The organism is Streptococcus sp. 27098_8_148 (assembly GCF_041432105.1).
GTDB lineage: Bacteria > Bacillota > Bacilli > Lactobacillales > Streptococcaceae > Streptococcus > Streptococcus parasanguinis_AE.
In genome coordinates, this window is record NZ_JAPVYY010000003.1 from 181,622 (window position 1) to 198,780 (window position 17,159).

At 41.6% G+C, this 17,159-nt stretch carries 12 protein-coding genes; 1 reads left to right on the plus strand and 11 read right to left on the minus strand.

Annotated features, from left to right (window positions below):
* Positions 1 to 12: 12 nt before the first annotated feature.
* From O3646_RS03910 to O3646_RS03960, 11 genes are all read right to left on the minus strand, one after another.
* Positions 13 to 549: a F0F1 ATP synthase subunit delta gene (locus O3646_RS03910; RefSeq protein ID WP_049490538.1), complete on the minus strand. Its 537-nt coding sequence runs from the start codon at positions 547 to 549 to the stop codon at positions 13 to 15.
* Positions 549 to 1,043, minus strand: a complete 495-nt coding sequence (atpF, locus tag O3646_RS03915; RefSeq protein ID WP_049490536.1) for a F0F1 ATP synthase subunit B — start codon at positions 1,041 to 1,043, stop codon at positions 549 to 551. Before atpF ends, O3646_RS03910 begins: the two co-directional genes overlap by 1 nt.
* Positions 1,044 to 1,062: 19 nt before the next feature.
* On the minus strand, positions 1,063 to 1,776 hold the full coding sequence (gene atpB, locus O3646_RS03920) for a F0F1 ATP synthase subunit A (RefSeq protein ID WP_368397606.1): 714 nt from the start codon (positions 1,774 to 1,776) through the stop codon (positions 1,063 to 1,065).
* Positions 1,777 to 1,809: 33 nt separating this feature from the next.
* Positions 1,810 to 2,010, minus strand: a complete 201-nt coding sequence (locus tag O3646_RS03925) for a F0F1 ATP synthase subunit C (RefSeq protein WP_003006433.1) — start codon at positions 2,008 to 2,010, stop codon at positions 1,810 to 1,812.
* 229 nt (positions 2,011 to 2,239) lie between these two features.
* Positions 2,240 to 8,194, minus strand: coding sequence for a ZmpA/ZmpB/ZmpC family metallo-endopeptidase (locus O3646_RS03930; RefSeq protein ID WP_371610564.1), 5,955 nt, complete (start codon positions 8,192 to 8,194; stop codon positions 2,240 to 2,242).
* A gap of 233 nt (positions 8,195 to 8,427) precedes the next feature.
* Positions 8,428 to 9,855 (minus strand): glycogen synthase GlgA, encoded by a 1,428-nt coding sequence (glgA, locus tag O3646_RS03935; RefSeq protein WP_195422919.1) that lies wholly within the window; start codon positions 9,853 to 9,855, stop codon positions 8,428 to 8,430.
* Positions 9,855 to 10,991 (minus strand): glucose-1-phosphate adenylyltransferase subunit GlgD, encoded by a 1,137-nt coding sequence (gene glgD / locus O3646_RS03940; RefSeq protein ID WP_003006422.1) that lies wholly within the window; start codon positions 10,989 to 10,991, stop codon positions 9,855 to 9,857. The genes glgA and glgD overlap by 1 nt, the downstream gene beginning before the upstream one ends.
* Positions 10,981 to 12,123 (minus strand): glucose-1-phosphate adenylyltransferase, encoded by a 1,143-nt coding sequence (locus O3646_RS03945; protein ID WP_021152896.1) that lies wholly within the window; start codon positions 12,121 to 12,123, stop codon positions 10,981 to 10,983. Before O3646_RS03945 ends, glgD begins: the two co-directional genes overlap by 11 nt.
* A gap of 50 nt (positions 12,124 to 12,173) precedes the next feature.
* Entirely contained in the window at positions 12,174 to 14,081 is a 1,908-nt protein-coding gene (glgB, locus tag O3646_RS03950; RefSeq protein ID WP_371610565.1) for a 1,4-alpha-glucan branching protein GlgB, read from the minus strand.
* 328 nt (positions 14,082 to 14,409) lie between these two features.
* The gene (ptsP, locus tag O3646_RS03955) at positions 14,410 to 16,143 is read right to left on the minus strand and encodes a phosphoenolpyruvate--protein phosphotransferase (protein ID WP_003006414.1); all 1,734 of its coding nucleotides are present in this window, start codon (positions 16,141 to 16,143) and stop codon (positions 14,410 to 14,412) included.
* Between the two features lie 3 nt (positions 16,144 to 16,146).
* Positions 16,147 to 16,410 carry a phosphocarrier protein HPr gene (locus O3646_RS03960; RefSeq protein WP_003006411.1) on the minus strand — a complete coding sequence of 88 codons (264 nt, stop codon included), beginning with the start codon at positions 16,408 to 16,410 and terminating at the stop codon, positions 16,147 to 16,149.
* 475 nt (positions 16,411 to 16,885) lie between these two features.
* Here O3646_RS03960 and nrdH point away from each other — a divergent pair, with 475 nt between their 5' ends.
* Positions 16,886 to 17,104, plus strand: a complete 219-nt coding sequence (nrdH, locus tag O3646_RS03965; protein ID WP_003006408.1) for a glutaredoxin-like protein NrdH — start codon at positions 16,886 to 16,888, stop codon at positions 17,102 to 17,104.
* Positions 17,105 to 17,159 lie beyond the last annotated feature (55 nt).

Genomic DNA, 17,159 nt, shown 5'->3' on the forward strand with positions numbered 1-17,159 from the left:
TCACACCACTTTCTATTTCAATTTAGATTTTATAACTTGCAATTGGTGTTTGAGACTGGTATCCAACGTTTTATGATTGGCTGTCACGACAAAGCCACCAATTAAATCTGGATCGATCTTTTGTTGGATCGAGCGAACTTGAATCCCAAATTTTCTTTCGATAATGGGTACTAGCTTTTGCTCTTGAACAGGATCCAAACCAGCAACTGTCGTAACAGTGACGACAAAAGCGTTGCTCAACAGTTGAATCTGATCCAAACAAATCGTTACAATGTCATAAAATAAGGCTTCACGATGATTGAGAATAACCACTTCAATCAAATGGTCGAGTAATTGTGAATCCGAGGGTTGAAAAAGTCGTAGACTTTTTGCTTTCTCTTCATCCTCTACACCGATATGAGCTAAGAAGTTAGCAAGTCCCGTTTCCTCAAAAACACCCTTGATTTGGGTTAACTTTTCAAAGACCAGGTCTTGTTCTCCTTTTTCAAAGACCAATTGAACAAAAGGCTGGGTATATTTCTCAATCACCATCAGTTGCTTTTTGTCCATTAGGCTTCTCCTAATTCATCGAGATAGCGATCGATCAGTTGGCGTTGAGCTTCAGCATCTAGCTGTTGGCTCAACAATTTGCCAGCGAGATGCACAGTGAGATCTGCCACATCGCCTTTGATACTGTTCAATGCTTCTTCTTTATTGTGCGCAATTTCTTGTTGCGCTTTTTCTTTCAAACGTACAGCTTCTTGAGTGGCATCTGAAAGGATTTGCGATTTGTTCTTTTCAGCAGTTTCCTTTGCATTTTCTACGATAGACGCAGCTTCTTTGCGGCTACCTGCCAACTCTTCTTCACGTTTATTTGCTAGTTCCTCAGCTTTTTGACGAGCTGATTCTGCTCCATCAATATCATCTGTAATCTTTTTGGCACGCGCTTCTAAAATTCCATTGATATTGTTCCATGCAAATTTCTTTATTAAAAAGATTAATAATAGGAAGGAACCAGCAATGAGAATAAAGTTACCAATAATTTCACTCATTGATACATGCATTCTTCTACTCCTCCTCTACTTACTCTTCGCCATTAATTTTCTTACCAATATAGATTGATGACAACATGGTAAACACATAGGCTTGGATACATGAAATGAAAATCGAAAACGCTGTCCACGCCATGCTTCCAATAAAGGCAAATGGATACCAATAAACAGCTTGATGCGACAAAGTCACGAGCAAGCTTGCTAATACCTCACCCGCAAAGATATTTCCGAAGATCCGAAGTGCCAAGGAGGCAAAGTTCGTTAATTCTTCCAAAATATTCATGGGGGTCATAAATCCAGGTGTCACAAAAGCCTTTAAATATTCCTTCACACCACGTCGGCGAATTCCTTCTACATGGGCGATTAAGGTGATCAAAAATGAAAAGGCAAAGTCATAACCCAGGTTAGCGGTTGGTGATGTCCACAAATTGTAACCATTGGTCGTTTCGATTTTAGCCATCAATCCAATGTTATTGGCCACTAAAAGAAATAGGAAAAGAACAAACAAGAACAAGGAATAGTCCTTTATATAATGTTCCCCAATATTTCCTTTGGTGAAGCCTACGACAAAGTCATATGCGTATTCCAGCACATTTTGTTTGCCCTTTGGTCGGATCGTCATTTTACGGCTGGCCCAATAAATAAAGCTAAAAACCACCAAAACAGCAATCAAGGTCATAGCAAGTAGGGTCAAATTAAAAGTTACAGGTCCAAGAGTTATCGTTGGAGTGATACTTTCTTCCAAGTTTTGACACCTCCTTTTCTAAAATAGAAGTGCTTATTTGATAATGAAGGCCATAACCAAGGTTACGAAGAAAGTACCTTCGACAAAGGCAACACCAAGAATCAGGAGGCTACGCAATTGACCAATAATTTCTGGTTGACGAGACGCAGATTTCAATAAGCTGCTCATCATCAAACCTTCTGCCAGTGATACACCAAAACAGGCTAAACAAAGACCTAAAAATGTTAAATTCATGATGAATTCTCCTTTTATTAATTTTACCTCCTTAGTTTACTCCTAAAAGATATAATAGTCAAATATTTCCTAGAAAAGAAAGCGTTTTTGTTAAATTACGTTATTTTTTAATATGATAAATTTTCAGATCTACTATTTTTTCATTTAAATTTTTAGACACTTTGTCCACCTCTACTCATTTCTTTCTTCAAAAAAACTCCCACCTGATCAGCAGATGAGAGTCAATTGATTATTTAAAGATAGAAGTTTTAAAACTATCTGTTTGTTGAAGTAGTTTCTTAAAGAGTTTTTCTTTCAAAGCAACAGTATTGTCAAATTTGACAGAGCCGTTACTTAGAGTAGCCTTATCTTTATCAACTGCTTCAGCAAATGCACGTTTCAAGTCTTCATAGCTCTTGTATGTTGTACCATCAATTTCAATAGATTGAATTCCATTTTTGGCACTTGTCACAACTTCTTTGAAATAAGCTTTCTTCCAGTCTTCAAGGGTACTGAATGTTCCATCAGAAATCTTTTGAATGATGTAATCATCTCCTAGAGTCGCATGACCTGCTTGTTTGGATTCTTGTTTATACTTGTTTGAAGCATAACCTAAGAAGCCTTTTTCGTAGCCATAGTATCCCCAGAGTCTGAAGGTATTGTGTTTGAAGGACATGGCTCCAGGAGCCCCTTCACTGGTGTTTCCACCATAGATCCCTGTCATCATCGGTACCGTCACATAGGCGGAGCCAAAGTCAGATGGATTATAGACTCCATTTCCAGGACTACGATTGGTCATGAAGTTGTTGGTGATGAGATCATCTACTGAATGTAAGGTGATCGCTTTTTCCTCATCGCTCAAAGGACGTACCTTATCAAATTGATTCTTGGTGTTAGCCCCTCGGTATTGTTTATCAACCTTCTTGAACCATGCATTGTTCAAGTCTTGACTGCCTTTGTTGAGGACAGCTTCTCCTTCTAGGTAATCCAGAAGCATGAGGGTGTCGTTATAGCCTTTCATATACCGATCAATTTCGTCACGTGACTTCAAATCATTTGGATTGGTATTGTACCATTGGTTCCCATCATTTGGACGTTCATAGGCCATGTTGATACCTAAGGCCTTGTATTCCCCATTTGGATTGGATACGGATGGCGTTTGTAACATGCCTTGGGCAAAGGCTTCGATATCGGTTCCTTCTCGGTGTCTCCAACCACCTAAGTATACCATGCGGTCATTGACGTGCGTTGTTTCGTGGGTAAAGGCAGAGACCCCAAAGTCACTGATCATATCGGTCACCATGAAGAAAACAGAGTCGTCTTTATATGGGTTTCCGTAAATTCGCGCCACAGCTCCCATGCGCCAATCTGTCGCATGGTAACGATCGGTTGGACCATACAATTCACGGATTGGAGCGACATCTTTGCCACTGTTGGTATGGCCGTAACGGTCTGTACTAATGCCCTTGTAGTTTTGGTTATCAAGGACAGGGGTCGGCACCATATTATTGCTCTTCAAGAGTTGATTGCGAACCTTATCCGTTGCTAGACGTGACCAGAAATCGAGATAATTTTGTTGCCCTTTCGCCACCTTGTCAATTTCCGCTTTGAAGGCATTCCGCTCTGCTTCCGTGTTCTTACCATATTTCTCGAAGGAACTATAAGCCATGGTATTGTATGTTGAAATCAAGAACATATGGGCATCTTTTAAGTTCAAGAGTGGCAAGATCATTTTACCGTGAACATCATTGTTTAAGCCCTCATAGGCTCTATGCTTAGCAGATGCGAAAGCTGGATTGGTCGTCTCAGGCTCCACAATATAGACATTGTCTTTGGTTGCTTTAATGAACCAATCATTCAAGTCTGTCTCTTTTGTGAAGAGCTCCATATTGTACTTCAAGAAGTCATTTAGGTTCCCAGAAAGAGTCGATTTAGCCACGACTTCTCGGAAGGCATCGTGGGTACGAGTCCCTTTGATGTAGTCTTCTTTTGAACCAATTTCAATCAAGCGGTCTAAGACATCAACATTCTTCCCATAGAAATCTGGCTTGAACAACATGAGCTGTTTGAGATTGACATCATCGAACTTCACTCCATAATAGCGATTGAGGTATGACAAACCAAGAAGAACAGCGGCCTTGTTGTCATCAACTTTCTTGATAAGGGCCCGTTTGGCAGCCTCATCTGTATTTAATTGATGATCTTGGTTTTCAACTAGTTGTTTGACAAAGTGAGTCAGATTATCCTTGACTGCTTGGAAGCTTTCTTCAAGGTAAAGGTTCTTAATAGCATTGACCTTGTTAGGACCTGTTCGACCAAGATGGGTGTAGATTGGATCTGATTGTAATTCGACAGGGCTTAATTTTTCAACGATCGCACCAATGAGATCGCTCCGGTCTTTGTCCACCATATTTGGCGTATAGACCACTTCACCGAGCTCCGCCACACTGTACTCTTTGACTTGTTTAACTTTAGAGTCTTTCGACGTCATGCTAAAGATATCTTTTGTCTTATCTGCGTAGTGGATCAGGATGTGATCAGCATTAGCTAGTTCAGTAACAAAATCATTGCCCTTCATAGCGGTCACAGACAAGACTTCCTTGGTCAAGAGAGGACTCGTTGCAGCCAGTTTATTTCCTTGGTCGACAATCCATTCTTTGTTGTAGAAAGGTTGCAATTTAGCAATATTACGGTAAGCTAGCTCACGATTCGCATCGTAAGCAGTGATGGCCTTGTATTGATCGTCTTTGCTAACAAGGTGATTGAGCGTGTCTTCAATCGGTTTACTGCTGGTGAATTTATCAGCAGTGATTCCCATTGCTTCGATTTTCTGCTCAGCTTCTGCCAGCGAGATGCTTGGGATTTTACGGGAGTTGTTAAAGGTTTTCTTCCCTTCACTCACGCCTTCCACACTGTAATTGCGCTTGGTTCTTGAATAGGTGAAGTAATCATCTGCGTCAATATCTGAGTGACCAAAAACCATCTCACCAGTTTTGACTTTCATCATGGTGATGTTGTCTTCAATAGTCCCCAAGGCCCAGTTGGTCCCTAGTAATCCACCAGACTGAACAGCTTCTTTTAGTTCAATCGAACCTTTAGCAACGGAGTTTCTGAGAACCCCTTCTTTACCGACTGTGTGGTTATTTCCACCATTTTGAGAGGAATAAACGAGACCTGCAGCTTTGGCTTTATTACCAGTGATTTCAGCATCAACGTAAGCTTTTTCAACGACACCTTTCCAGTTCTCACCAACAACACCCGCTAGATAGCCACCTTTGTTGCCAGCAGCGTGCAGTTTACCGATAAAGGCAACGTTGCTGACCTTCCCACTACCATCAATTTTATTGACAATTCCTGCTACATCATTGTTCCCGACAACACTTCCTGTTACTTTAACATTTTCAACAGTTGCATTATTTTTGATAACACCTGCGATTGGGGCTACTCGATCTGTCCCAGGTAGGTCGATATTGACATTTTCAAGCAAGAGATTCTTAACCGAGCCACCTTCGATGTTCCCAAACAATGGTCTTGTAATGTTATGGATGGCAAATGTATTCCCATCCGTACTTTCCAAAATTCCCTTGAAAGCATTGGTCACATAGGATTTCCCTGCTGGCTGGACATTAGCCGCATTCATATTGCTACCCAGTTTAAAGGTTCCAGTCGGATTGGCTTGCATGGCTTTTACAAGTTCGTTGAAATTGTAGTAGACATCACCTTCATGAGCTTTTGGTTTCGCAATATAGTGGACATAGTTCTCATTGAACTGGTTGTCCCCAGTCCGTTGGACCAAATCTGGAGCTTTGGCTGTTACTTTGTAGAGGGTCGCGCCATCTACCGTCACTTCTTCGATTTTATCAACGGCTAGTTTCGTGACCTTATTATCATGGGTGGTAACTTTTAAGTAGTATGGCTTCACATCAGACGGTGTTTCAGACAAGAGGCTGCTATCGGTCTCAAGACCTTGGTCATCCACGCTAATCAGACTGGTTTCCTTGATGTTTTTGATTTCAACTTTTTTAAGATCAATTCTCAGTGGTTCTTCCTTGAGAACTTCTTCTTCATCCCCATTTCCACGGTCATACACCATGGTCGTTGCGAGCGTATAATCCTTGTAGTAGTCCAAGTCCGCTAAAGCAGCTGCCAAGTCTGTCTCTGAAAGGGTCAGGGTTTTCACCACTTGATCACCCTTCTTCAATACAGCCTGGATGGACTTGATGGTCACACCGTCTGGTTTGTCCAAACGATAGGTAGCTTTAGCACTGCGCTTCAACACTTCCTGATCAAGATTGGTCAAGGTCAAGGTTGGCTTGTCTAATTCCTTTGTCCCTTGTTGAATGATCTGATCTTGCGCTTGTTCTACCACTTCTTCGGAAATTGTAGGAGCATCCGTTGTTTTGACACCTTTAATGGTCTTGTAGACCTTGGTGATTTTCTTCTTCCCATTTTTACCGGCTTGAGAAACCCTTTCAGTTCCTTTTAGCAAGGTGGCATCTTGTTCGGTTACCGTCTTAAATGGAATTTCCTCATACGAAACATCCTCTGTTTGGCCTTCAATCGCCTTAGTCCCACGACTAATTTTTTCTGTCACAGGAGCTTTTACTGTTTCAGTTGTCGTGCTCACGGGCTCGCCAATCTTCTCGCCATTGACCGTCTTATAAACACGGCGAATTTCCTGGCTACCGGCCTCACCTTTCTGAAGAAGGCTTTCTTCATCGGTGTAACGATTGGCATCCGCTACATACTCGGTTTCATATGGAAGGATTACCGTTTCTGTCTCTGTTACCGTCCCTTCCGTTACATGATCGGTTGGGTTCTCCGGTTGAACAGGGGCTTCGCCGACATGACCTTCTTCCTGTGTCCCCTTAGCTTCTACCACACCTGTATAGGTTGGGTTCTCCGGTTGGACAGGAGCTTCGCCGACATGACCTTCTTCCTGCGTCCCCTTAGCTTCCACCACACCTGTATAGGCTGGAGTCTCTGGTTGAACAGGAGCTTCACCGACATGGCCTTCTTCCTGTGTTCCCTTGGCTTCTACCACGCCTGTATAGACTGGGTTCTCCGGTTGAACTGGGGCTTCGCCGACATGGCCTTCTTCTTGTGTCCCCTTGGCTTCCACCACACCTGTATAGGCTTGATTCTCTGGTTGAACAGGAGCTTCGCCGACATGGCCTTCTTCTTGTGTCCCCTTAGCCGTTACAACTGGAGAAGGGCTGGGTTGAGGGGTTGGTTGGGCATCTTCTTTTGTCCCAACAGCAAGAATTTGTGAAACTGGTTCTTTGGTGACCTTGCTTTCGACTACTCTGCGAACTTCTTGTCCATCTACCACACTCACTTCCGTCAATATGGTACGCTCCCCATTTTGGCCAGCAGTCAGCACCTTGGTTTGCCCTTTGGCTAATGTAGGATCAGCTTGCTTGACGGTTTCAAATGGCACAGGCTCAGTAGAGACTTCCAGGCTTGGTTTTTCAACTTGAGGAAAGGCTGGAGCGACTTCTGGGGTTACACGCGCTTGTGCTTCCACTTGTGGAATACCTGTACTTGTTTTGATCGTTCCTTCTACAGAAGGTTTCGTTTCCTGCATAGCCTTTGGCTCTCGTAAGCTCGTCTTTTGGACTGACGGGTAGCGCAGATAGCCCACATAGTCATAGCCATCAATTTGAATCACACCATCTGCAAGATCTTCGCTCGATGCGATCGCAAGATCCTGGTTATAAGCGCGCAAAACTTGATTTTGTAGGGCTGCGACTTCAACTGGAAGTAGAAGACTTTGTCCCATGGCTCCAATCAAAAGGACGCCCATAACCTTCTTTCGGTGCTTTTTAGAAAGTAAGAGGACCGCAAAGGAAGCTGTGGCTAGACTTAACCCAAAAAGAGCGACTTCCTGACTTCCTGTTTGAGGAAGAACCGACTGAGTTGCTTCCTTCTTCTTATAGACGAGATAGAAAGTATCTTCATTTTGATATGCTTCAGGGATTGCATGAATCACCTGTGCTTTTTCTTCAGCAGTCAGCTCTTCTTCTGTCACATATCCTAAGTGCACATGAGCAGGTAGAGTCACCTGATCTGCTTTGACAGGACGAGCTCCTAACAAGCTTCCTCCTAATAAAAAGACTCCAATGGCTACCGGACCAACACCGACAGATAATTTTCGAATCGAATATTTGGTCATTTTTTCAAACGTTTGTTTCGCTTTTTTCATCCTAAAATTCCTATATAGTAATATTTAACCCTCAAGCAAGGACCTGATTGTTTTTAGAGAGGTTGGGATCCTTTCTAGAAATAAGAACCTTCCCGGGATTTTTTACCTTTACCTATCTTATCTTTTTTCTTCTATTTTAGCAAGCTCTAAAACTCAAAAAAATAAACCGTTTTCTTTATAGGAAGAAAGCAACACAAAAAACGCCTCGAAAGGCGTTTGTATTATAGATCTATTTATAAGGATTGGTACAAATCATTGTATCGTTGACTAGCCGTATCCCATGAGAAGTCACGCGTCATAGCTTGCTCTTGGAGACCATACCAAGCCTGTTTGTCATTGTAGTAGACAGCCAAGGCTTCATCAACCGCCCAGTTAAACCAATAACCAGACAAATTATTGAAGCTAAAGCCTGTTCCACTTCCATCAACAGCATTAAACGGTTGAACGGTATCACGAAGTCCGCCGACTTCATGCACCAAAGGAAGGGTTCCATAACGCATGGCCATCATTTGAGAAAGGCCACACGGTTCAAAGCGACTTGGCATCAAGAAGACATCCGACGCTGCATAGATTTCTTGAGCCAATTGGACATCAAATGTGATATTCGCTGAAAGTTTATCTGGGTAGGCTTGACCAAACCAAGCAAAGGCATTTTCAAATCCAGGATCTCCTGTACCGAGCAAGACAATCTGAATATCCTTTTGCAAAAGTTGATGCAACTCTTCTACCACCACATCAAAACCTTTTTGACGTGTCAAACGAGAGACGATCCCAAACAAAGGAACATCATCGCGAACAGGTAGACCAACACGTTCTTGAAGAGCTCGTTTGCTAGCTGCTTTACCTGAAAGATCTGAGAGACTGAAGTGATACGTCAAGAGTGGATCCGTTTCAGGATTATACAGATCCGCATCAATCCCGTTAACAATTCCGGTCACCTTGCCAGACTCCATTCGAAGGATCTGATCCAAGCCACAACCATATTCAGCAGTCATAATCTCATGCGCATAGCTAGGAGAAACGGTTGTTACACGGTCAGCATATAGAATACCAGCTTTCATCCAGTTCAGGCAATCATTCCACCGAAGCGTTCCATCTGCATAGCGTTCAAATCCAACTCCGAATAGGTCCCACAACATTCCTGGGTCGAACTGACCTTGGAATTCCAAATTATGGATAGTCAATACTGTTTTAATTCCATGATAAGCTTGAATCCAACGGTATTTTTCCTTCAGCAAGAAAGGAATCATCGCCGTATGGTAATCATGGGCATGAAGAACATCTGGAACGAAGTCAACTCGTTCCATCGTTTCTAAGGCCGCGAGCTGGAAGAAGGCAAAGCGTTCGCCATCATCGAAGTCACCATACACATGTCCTCTAAAGAAATAGTGTTGGTTATCAATAAAGTAAAAGGTGACGCCATCGCGCACAATGCGTTTCACACCAACATATTGACTTCTCCAGCCAACCTTGGTCTCAAAATGCAAGATATCTTCAATTTGATCTCCAAACTTAGCCTCTACCATATCATAGTAAGGGAGGATCACGCGCACATCATGACCACTTTTCGCTAAGGATTTAGGAAGAGCGCCAATAACGTCTCCCAAACCACCTGTTTTAGAAAACGGTGCTCCTTCAGCTGCAACAAATAATAGTTTCATTAGACAATATCCTCTGTAACAATCGTTCCTTTTTTAACCACGACAGGTGCTTCTTCTGTCCCACGAATCGTCACACCAGCAGCCACTTCGACACCCTTATCCAGGATGGCATGTTCGACGATTGCATTTTCATGAATCACAACACCAGGGAAGAGAAGACTACTGCGGACCTCTGAACCTTGATGAAGGTGTACCCGACGTGAAACAACGGATCGTTCAACGGTTCCTTCTACAATACTACCCGAAGCAAATTGAGACGATTTAATATGTGAAGTCTTGGAATAATACGTTGGTTCTTCATTCTTCACTTTCGTATACACTTTTTGATTTGGTGAAAAGAGCTTCATGAATTTTTGGTTTTCCAACATATCCAAGTTTGCATGGTAGTAGGATTCCACTGAATGAATATTGGCAAGGTAGCCTGTATATTCAAAGGCAAAAGCATTGTATTCCACTGCCAAATCACGCAAGATATAGCGCAATTTTTGTGGGTATTCTTTCTTGGCTTCTTCTTCAATTTTTTCAATCAACCAAGGAGTGTCCACAATAAAGACATCTGTTGACATGTTGTAGACTTCGTCAGGATCCTTGCCATCAAAAAGTCTTTGCTCTGTAACATGGTCTGTTTCATCAATTTTCAAGACAGCATTGACTTCAGAGATATTTTGAAGATGCAACTTTTTGTAAACAACTGTAATCGGACGGTCAACGCTATTATGCAAGTGGAAAACTTGATTGAGGTCAATATTCATCAAAACATCACAGTTTAAAGCAACTGTTTGGTTGGAACCAGACCGTTTCAAATAGGTCAATAATTGTTGGTAGTATTCTGGCCCTACCGTTGTATTTTCAACTGGAGTATTATAGATTCCGAGGTAATAGTGGCTCAATAAAGTAGACAAGCCCCACTCACGACCTGAACGAATATGGTCAAAGACCGAACTAATATTTTCTTGTTGGAAAATCCCAAAAACACTACGAATACCAGCATTTGCAAGACTAGACAATGGGAAGTCGATTAAGCGGTATTTCCCATCAAACGGTAGGGATGCTACCGGACGATGGCTGGTCAAAGTGGACATATCATGATACCCAACTGTATTTCCTAAAATGGCTGAATATTTATCAATCTTCATCTGTTGCTACCCCCACTTTTTCATTGTAACCGACAACTTGTACTTCCTCTGTTCCATCAATCACGACACCTTCTGCAATGACTGCGCCTTCTCCGATAATCGCGCGTTTCACGACAGCTCCTTTACCGATAATGGCATTGCTCATCACGACAGCATCTTCGACAACTGCTCCTTCACGAACTTGAGCTTCTGTTGATAAGATGGAGTGTTTGACTGTACCGTCTACCGAACAACCGTCGACGACAAGAGAATCTTCGATGTGGCCATGTTCCCCAAAGAAGTTCGGTGGAGAAATGAGGTTGCGTGAATAGATTTTCCAGTGACGATCGCGACTATCCAAAGCATTATTTGGATCGATATATTCCATATTGGCTTCCCAAAGAGACTCAATCGTACCAACGTCTTTCCAATAACCATTGAATTCATAAGCATAAACACTTTCGCCTGATTCTAGATAAGTTGGAATGACATTTTTACCGAAGTCTGACATATCGATATCGCTCTTTTCAGCAGCAACCAACATATTGCGCAGACGAGCCCAGTCAAAGATGTAAATCCCCATGGAAGCCTTGGTAGATTTTGGTTCAGCTGGTTTTTCTTCAAATTCAACAATCCGATTATTAGCATCGGTATTCATGATTCCAAAACGACTCGCTTCCTTCAAAGGTACATCTAGGACGGCAACGGTCAAGCTCGCATTATTATCCTTGTGCGCTTGAAGCATATCATCATAGTCCATCTTGTAGATATGATCACCAGAAAGAATCAAGACATATTCAGGATTGATGCTGTCGATATAGTCGATATTTTGTAGGATGGCATGACTAGTTCCTTCGAACCAACGATTTCCTTCACTAGCTGAATAAGGTTGCAAAATAGAAACACCTGTATTGATTCCATCCAATCCCCAGCTTGAACCATTTCCAATATGACTATTGAGGGCCAGTGGCTGGTACTGTGTGATCACACCAACATTGTGAATTCCTGAGTTGGCGCAGTTTGATAGCGCAAAATCGATAATCCGATAGCGCCCACCAAATTGAACCGCAGGTTTTGCGATGTTTTTGGTTAATTTTCCAAGACGTGTTCCTTGCCCACCGGCAAGAATTAAAGCGAGCATTTCATTCTTCATTGACTACTTCCTCTTTTTAAAGCTTGGACTCCCATAGAGTCAACCGATCGTCATTTCTTATCTGATGTTTTAGATTTTGTTTTGCTAACCTTCCGTTTCACCTTCCAAATGCTAGCCCCTAAAGCCGGCAAAGTAAAGGTCAAAGTTTGTTCATAATCCTTCCACAGTCCATCTTGAGACTGAACTGTCGGATTGTGCTCTTTCCAGACACCTCCCCATTCTTCTAATTCTGTATTCCAAATTTCTTCATAGACCGCTGATACAGGCACACCAATCGTAAAGTCCTTGCGTTCTACTGGCGCCATATTAAAGACGCACACCAGAAGATCTCCTTTACGATTTTTCCGGACCATGGACAAAACGCTCTGATCCCGGTTATCTGCATCAATAATCTCTAAGCCATCAAAGCTATCATCAATCTCCCACAATTCCTTGTGTTCTTTGTAGAAATGATTGAGCTGAGAAGTGAAACGACGCATCTTAGCATTCATTTCATCCTCTAGATTGCTCCATTCCAGTTGCTCTTCAGACTTCCATTCCAAAAACTGACCAAATTCTGAACCCATAAAGAGTAGTTTCTTACCTGGATGGCAAATCTGATAGGTCAAGAGGTTACGGAGTCCAGCAAATTGATTGTAACGATCTCCCCACATCTTATGCATCAAACTTTTCTTACCATGCACCACTTCATCGTGTGAAAATGGTAGTAAGAAGTTTTCAGAAAATGCATACATGTAGCTAAAGGTTACCAGGTTAAAGTCAAATTTCCGGTAGATGGGATCTTCTTCGTAGAATCGAAGGATATCATTCATCCAACCCATATTCCATTTATAGTCAAAGCCAAGACCACCCTCTTCTTCAGGACCTGTGATCTTTTGACCAGCAGAACTTTCTTCCGCAATCATCATGACATCTGGGTGTTCGTTCTTGATAATCGCATTCAAACGTCTAAGGAAATGAACGCCTTCGTAGTTGAGGTTTCCACCATCAATATTTGGTGTCCATGGACCACTATCGTAGTCCAGATAGAGCATATTGCTCACAGCATCGACCCGAATTCCATCTAAATGATAAGTTTCAATCCAAAACTTCAAACTAGAAATTAAGAATGACTGGACTTGATTTTTTCCTAAATCGAAGTTCAAAGCTCCCCATCCGTAGTTATGGGCTCGATGTTCATCCTGGTATTCAAAGGTTGGTGTTCCATCATAATAAGCCAAGGCATCATCATTAATAATGAAATGTCCTGGTACCCAATCCACGATCACTCCGATATTATTGAGGTGGCATTCTTCCACGAAGTCTTGAAACTCCTCTGGACTACCATAAGTCTGCTCGAGTGCAAAATATCCCATGAGCTGATAGCCCCAACTCAAGCCCAATGGATGGGCCATCACTGGCATAAATTCCACGTGGGTGTAGTTCATCTCCACCAAATATGGAATCAATTCTTCTTTTAGTTGTTTGAAGGTATAGGAACTGTGATCCTCATTACGTTTCCACGATCCTGCGTGAACCTCATAAATATTAACAGGTCGTTCCTTAAAACCAAGTTTTTTGCGGCGTGCTCTCCAGAGACCATCTTTCCAGTTTTTCTCTGGAATGGTCTTAATAATAGATCCTGTATTGGGTCTCTTTTCCATCCATAACGCTAGAGGATCGATTTTTTGCACCTGATGACCATTTTGTCGAGTCACCAAATACTTGTAAATATCTCCCTCTTTTGCATCGGAACAGAAGACTTCCCAGACGCCTCCTTCATTACGAACCATTGGAATTTTACGGGCTTCCCAATCAGTGAAATCACCAATCAGATTCACCGCCTGAGCATTGGGAGCCCAAACACGGAAGGTAAAGCCTTCTTGTTCTCCCCTTGTTTCCTTGTGAGCTCCTAAGTACTCTTGAAGATGGAAATTATCCCCTCTTCCAAATGTCCATAAGTCTGTGCTTCTATCCATATACTCACCTCTTTATTTTTGAAAGCGTTTTCTAGTTGTTTTTATTTTACTATAAAATCACTTAATTTTCAAGTTGATTCCTGTAAAATCATGTAAATTTATCAGGAAAAGTTTTTCCATTTTCTTTCCCGAACCTTTTACTTCATTCCTTCGCTTTCCTCCTAATCTTACTTACGATTATACTATATATACGAGGAAAATTAAACAAAAAACCGAACATTTAAATCACTATTTTTATTACTAACTAGTTTATTACGAATAAAATGAACATTTTTATGTACAATGTAAAAAAAGACTAAGACAAATTTGTCTTAGTCTTGATCGACTCTTAGTCTACGTTCACGTATTCTTTTGAAAGTTCAAGAACTTCTTCCATTGTTGAACATTCAGTCAGAGCACGGTTAGCGTATTCTTGCATTTTAGCTGTGTCGAGTTTCTTCATCAAGCTACGTGTACGAAGGACAGATGTCGCTGACATAGAGAACTCATCCAAGCCCATTCCGACAAGAAGTGGAACAGCAGTTTGGTCACCGGCCATTTCACCACACATACCTGCCCATTTGCCTTCAGCGTGAGCTGCTTTGATCACGTTATTGATCAAACGAAGGATTGATGGGTTATATGGTTGGTAAAGGTATGAAACTTGTTCGTTCATACGGTCAGCAGCCATTGTGTATTGGATCAAGTCATTTGTACCGATTGAGAAGAAATCAACTTCTTTAGCAAATTGGTCCGCAAGCATTGCTGCAGCTGGGATTTCAATCATGATACCTACTTGGATATCATCTGCCACAGCAACACCTTCAGCAAGCAATTTAGCTTTTTCTTCTTCAAGAATACCTTTAGCAGTACGGAACTCCGTCAACAAAGCAACCATTGGGAACATGATCCGCAATTTACCGTGAACAGATGCACGAAGCAAGGCACGCAATTGGGTACGGAACATTTGATTACCAGTTTCAGAGATAGAAATACGCAAAGCACGGAAACCTAAGAATGGGTTCATTTCTTTAGGAAGGTCGAAGTAAGGAAGTTCTTTATCCCCACCGATATCCATTGTACGAACAACCACAGGTTTACCATTCATACCTTCAAGAACTGCTTTGTAGGCTTCGTATTGGTCATCTTCCGTTGGGAAGTCTTGAGAATCCATGTACAAGAATTCTGTACGGTAAAGACCAACAGCTTCTGCACCATTATCGTTTACACCTTCAACGTCTTTAGGTGTACCGATGTTGGCAGCCAACTCGAAGTGTTTTCCATCAGCAGTCACTGTTTTCGCATCTTTAAGGAGAGCCCATTCAGCTTTTTGTTTAGCATAAGCTTCACCAGCTGCTTTGAACTCTGCAATTTGTTCTTCAGTAGGGTTGATCACCACTTCACCAGTGATCCCTGAAACAGCCAAAACATCACCATCTTTGACAAGTTCTGTGATGTTATTTGTACCAAGAACAGCTGCGATTTCAAGTGTACGAGCCATGATAGCTGAGTGACTGGTACGTCCACCGATATTCGTAACAAAAGCTTTTACATACTTTTTGTTCAACTGCGCTGTATCAGATGGAGTCAAGTCATGCGCAACCACGATTGCTTCTTCATTGATAGAAGCAGGGTTTGGCAATTTCTTACCAAGCAAGTTGGCAAGGACACGTTTGGTAACGTCACGAATATCTGCCGCACGTTCTTGCATGTAAGGATTGTCTTCCATTCCTTCAAAGATCGCAATGAACATGTCAGTGACTTCTTTCAAGCCTGCTTCTGCATTGATTTTTTTCGTACGAATTGTTTCTTTGATCTGACCAATCATTTCAGGGTCAGCAAGAACCATCATATGCGCATCAAAAACTTGCGCTGCTTCTTCACCAAGGCTTGCTACTGCATTCTCCCGGATAAGAGAAAGCTCGTTTTGTGAAGCTTCAAGAGCTGCATCCAAACGAGCTTCTTCTGCACTTGTATCTTCGACTGAAACAGTCTCAAATGATAAGTCTGGTTGAATGAGCAAATATGCCTTAGCAACGGCAACACCGTCAGATGCTGCAATTCCTTTTAGCATTTTTGTCATATTTTAAGCCAATCCTTCTTTAGTCATTGTTTCTGAGATAGCTGCGATAGCATCATCAGCGTCAGCACCTTCTGCAGAGATTACAACGTCTGCTCCTTGACCAACACCAAGGCTCATAACACCCATGATTGATTTCAAGTTAACTGATTTACCTTTGTATTCAAGAGTAATATCTGAAGCAAATTTGCTAGCAGTTTGAACCAACAAAGTTGCTGGACGTGCGTGGATACCTGTTTCTGCCACGATGTGGAAATCTTTAGAAGCCATAGTTTGACTCTCCTTTTTAAAAATAGTTTTTGAGTTACCTTTTGATAACCCTTACAATTTGGTATTATATCATCTTTTGAAATTTTTTTCAAGATTTTTATCACTGACTTACAGAAAAAGACTGCGAAAAATCCCAATTTAGATACATTTTAAGAAGCACTTGAAGAACAGAGGAAATATCTTTTCAATTTTCTACTATATTATAAGTAACATTTTCCTCCGCTTTCAATGAAAAGAAGCTCTTTAACCACAGGATATTGATTCACCAAAAAATTATAACTAATTAAAGATGCTTTAAAGCCTATTCCTATCCCATTTCTTCGATTTTCACACTTTTCACTCACCACAATATATTGTGCTTTGAAAACTCCATTTCATCTCTTTGCACAATATTTAGTTTTATTTTGTTGACAAGTTGCTGGATTTTGTTTATACTGTTTACAGATTTATATTTCGATAGGAGAACGGAAAAGAAATGGTAACCATTTATTCAAAAAATAATTGTGTTCAATGCAAAATGACCAAGCGATTCCTCGATAGCAATCACGTGGAATATCGCGAAATTAACTTAGATGAACAGCCAGAATTTGTAGAGCATGTTAAGAACCTTGGCTTCAATGCTGCTCCAGTTATTCAAACACCGGATGAAGTATTTTCTGGTTTTCAACCAGCTAAGTTGAAGAAACTTTCATAATAAACACAGTATTTTGCTTAAATAGGGTCTAGCGTTAGCAACCTAACACTAGACT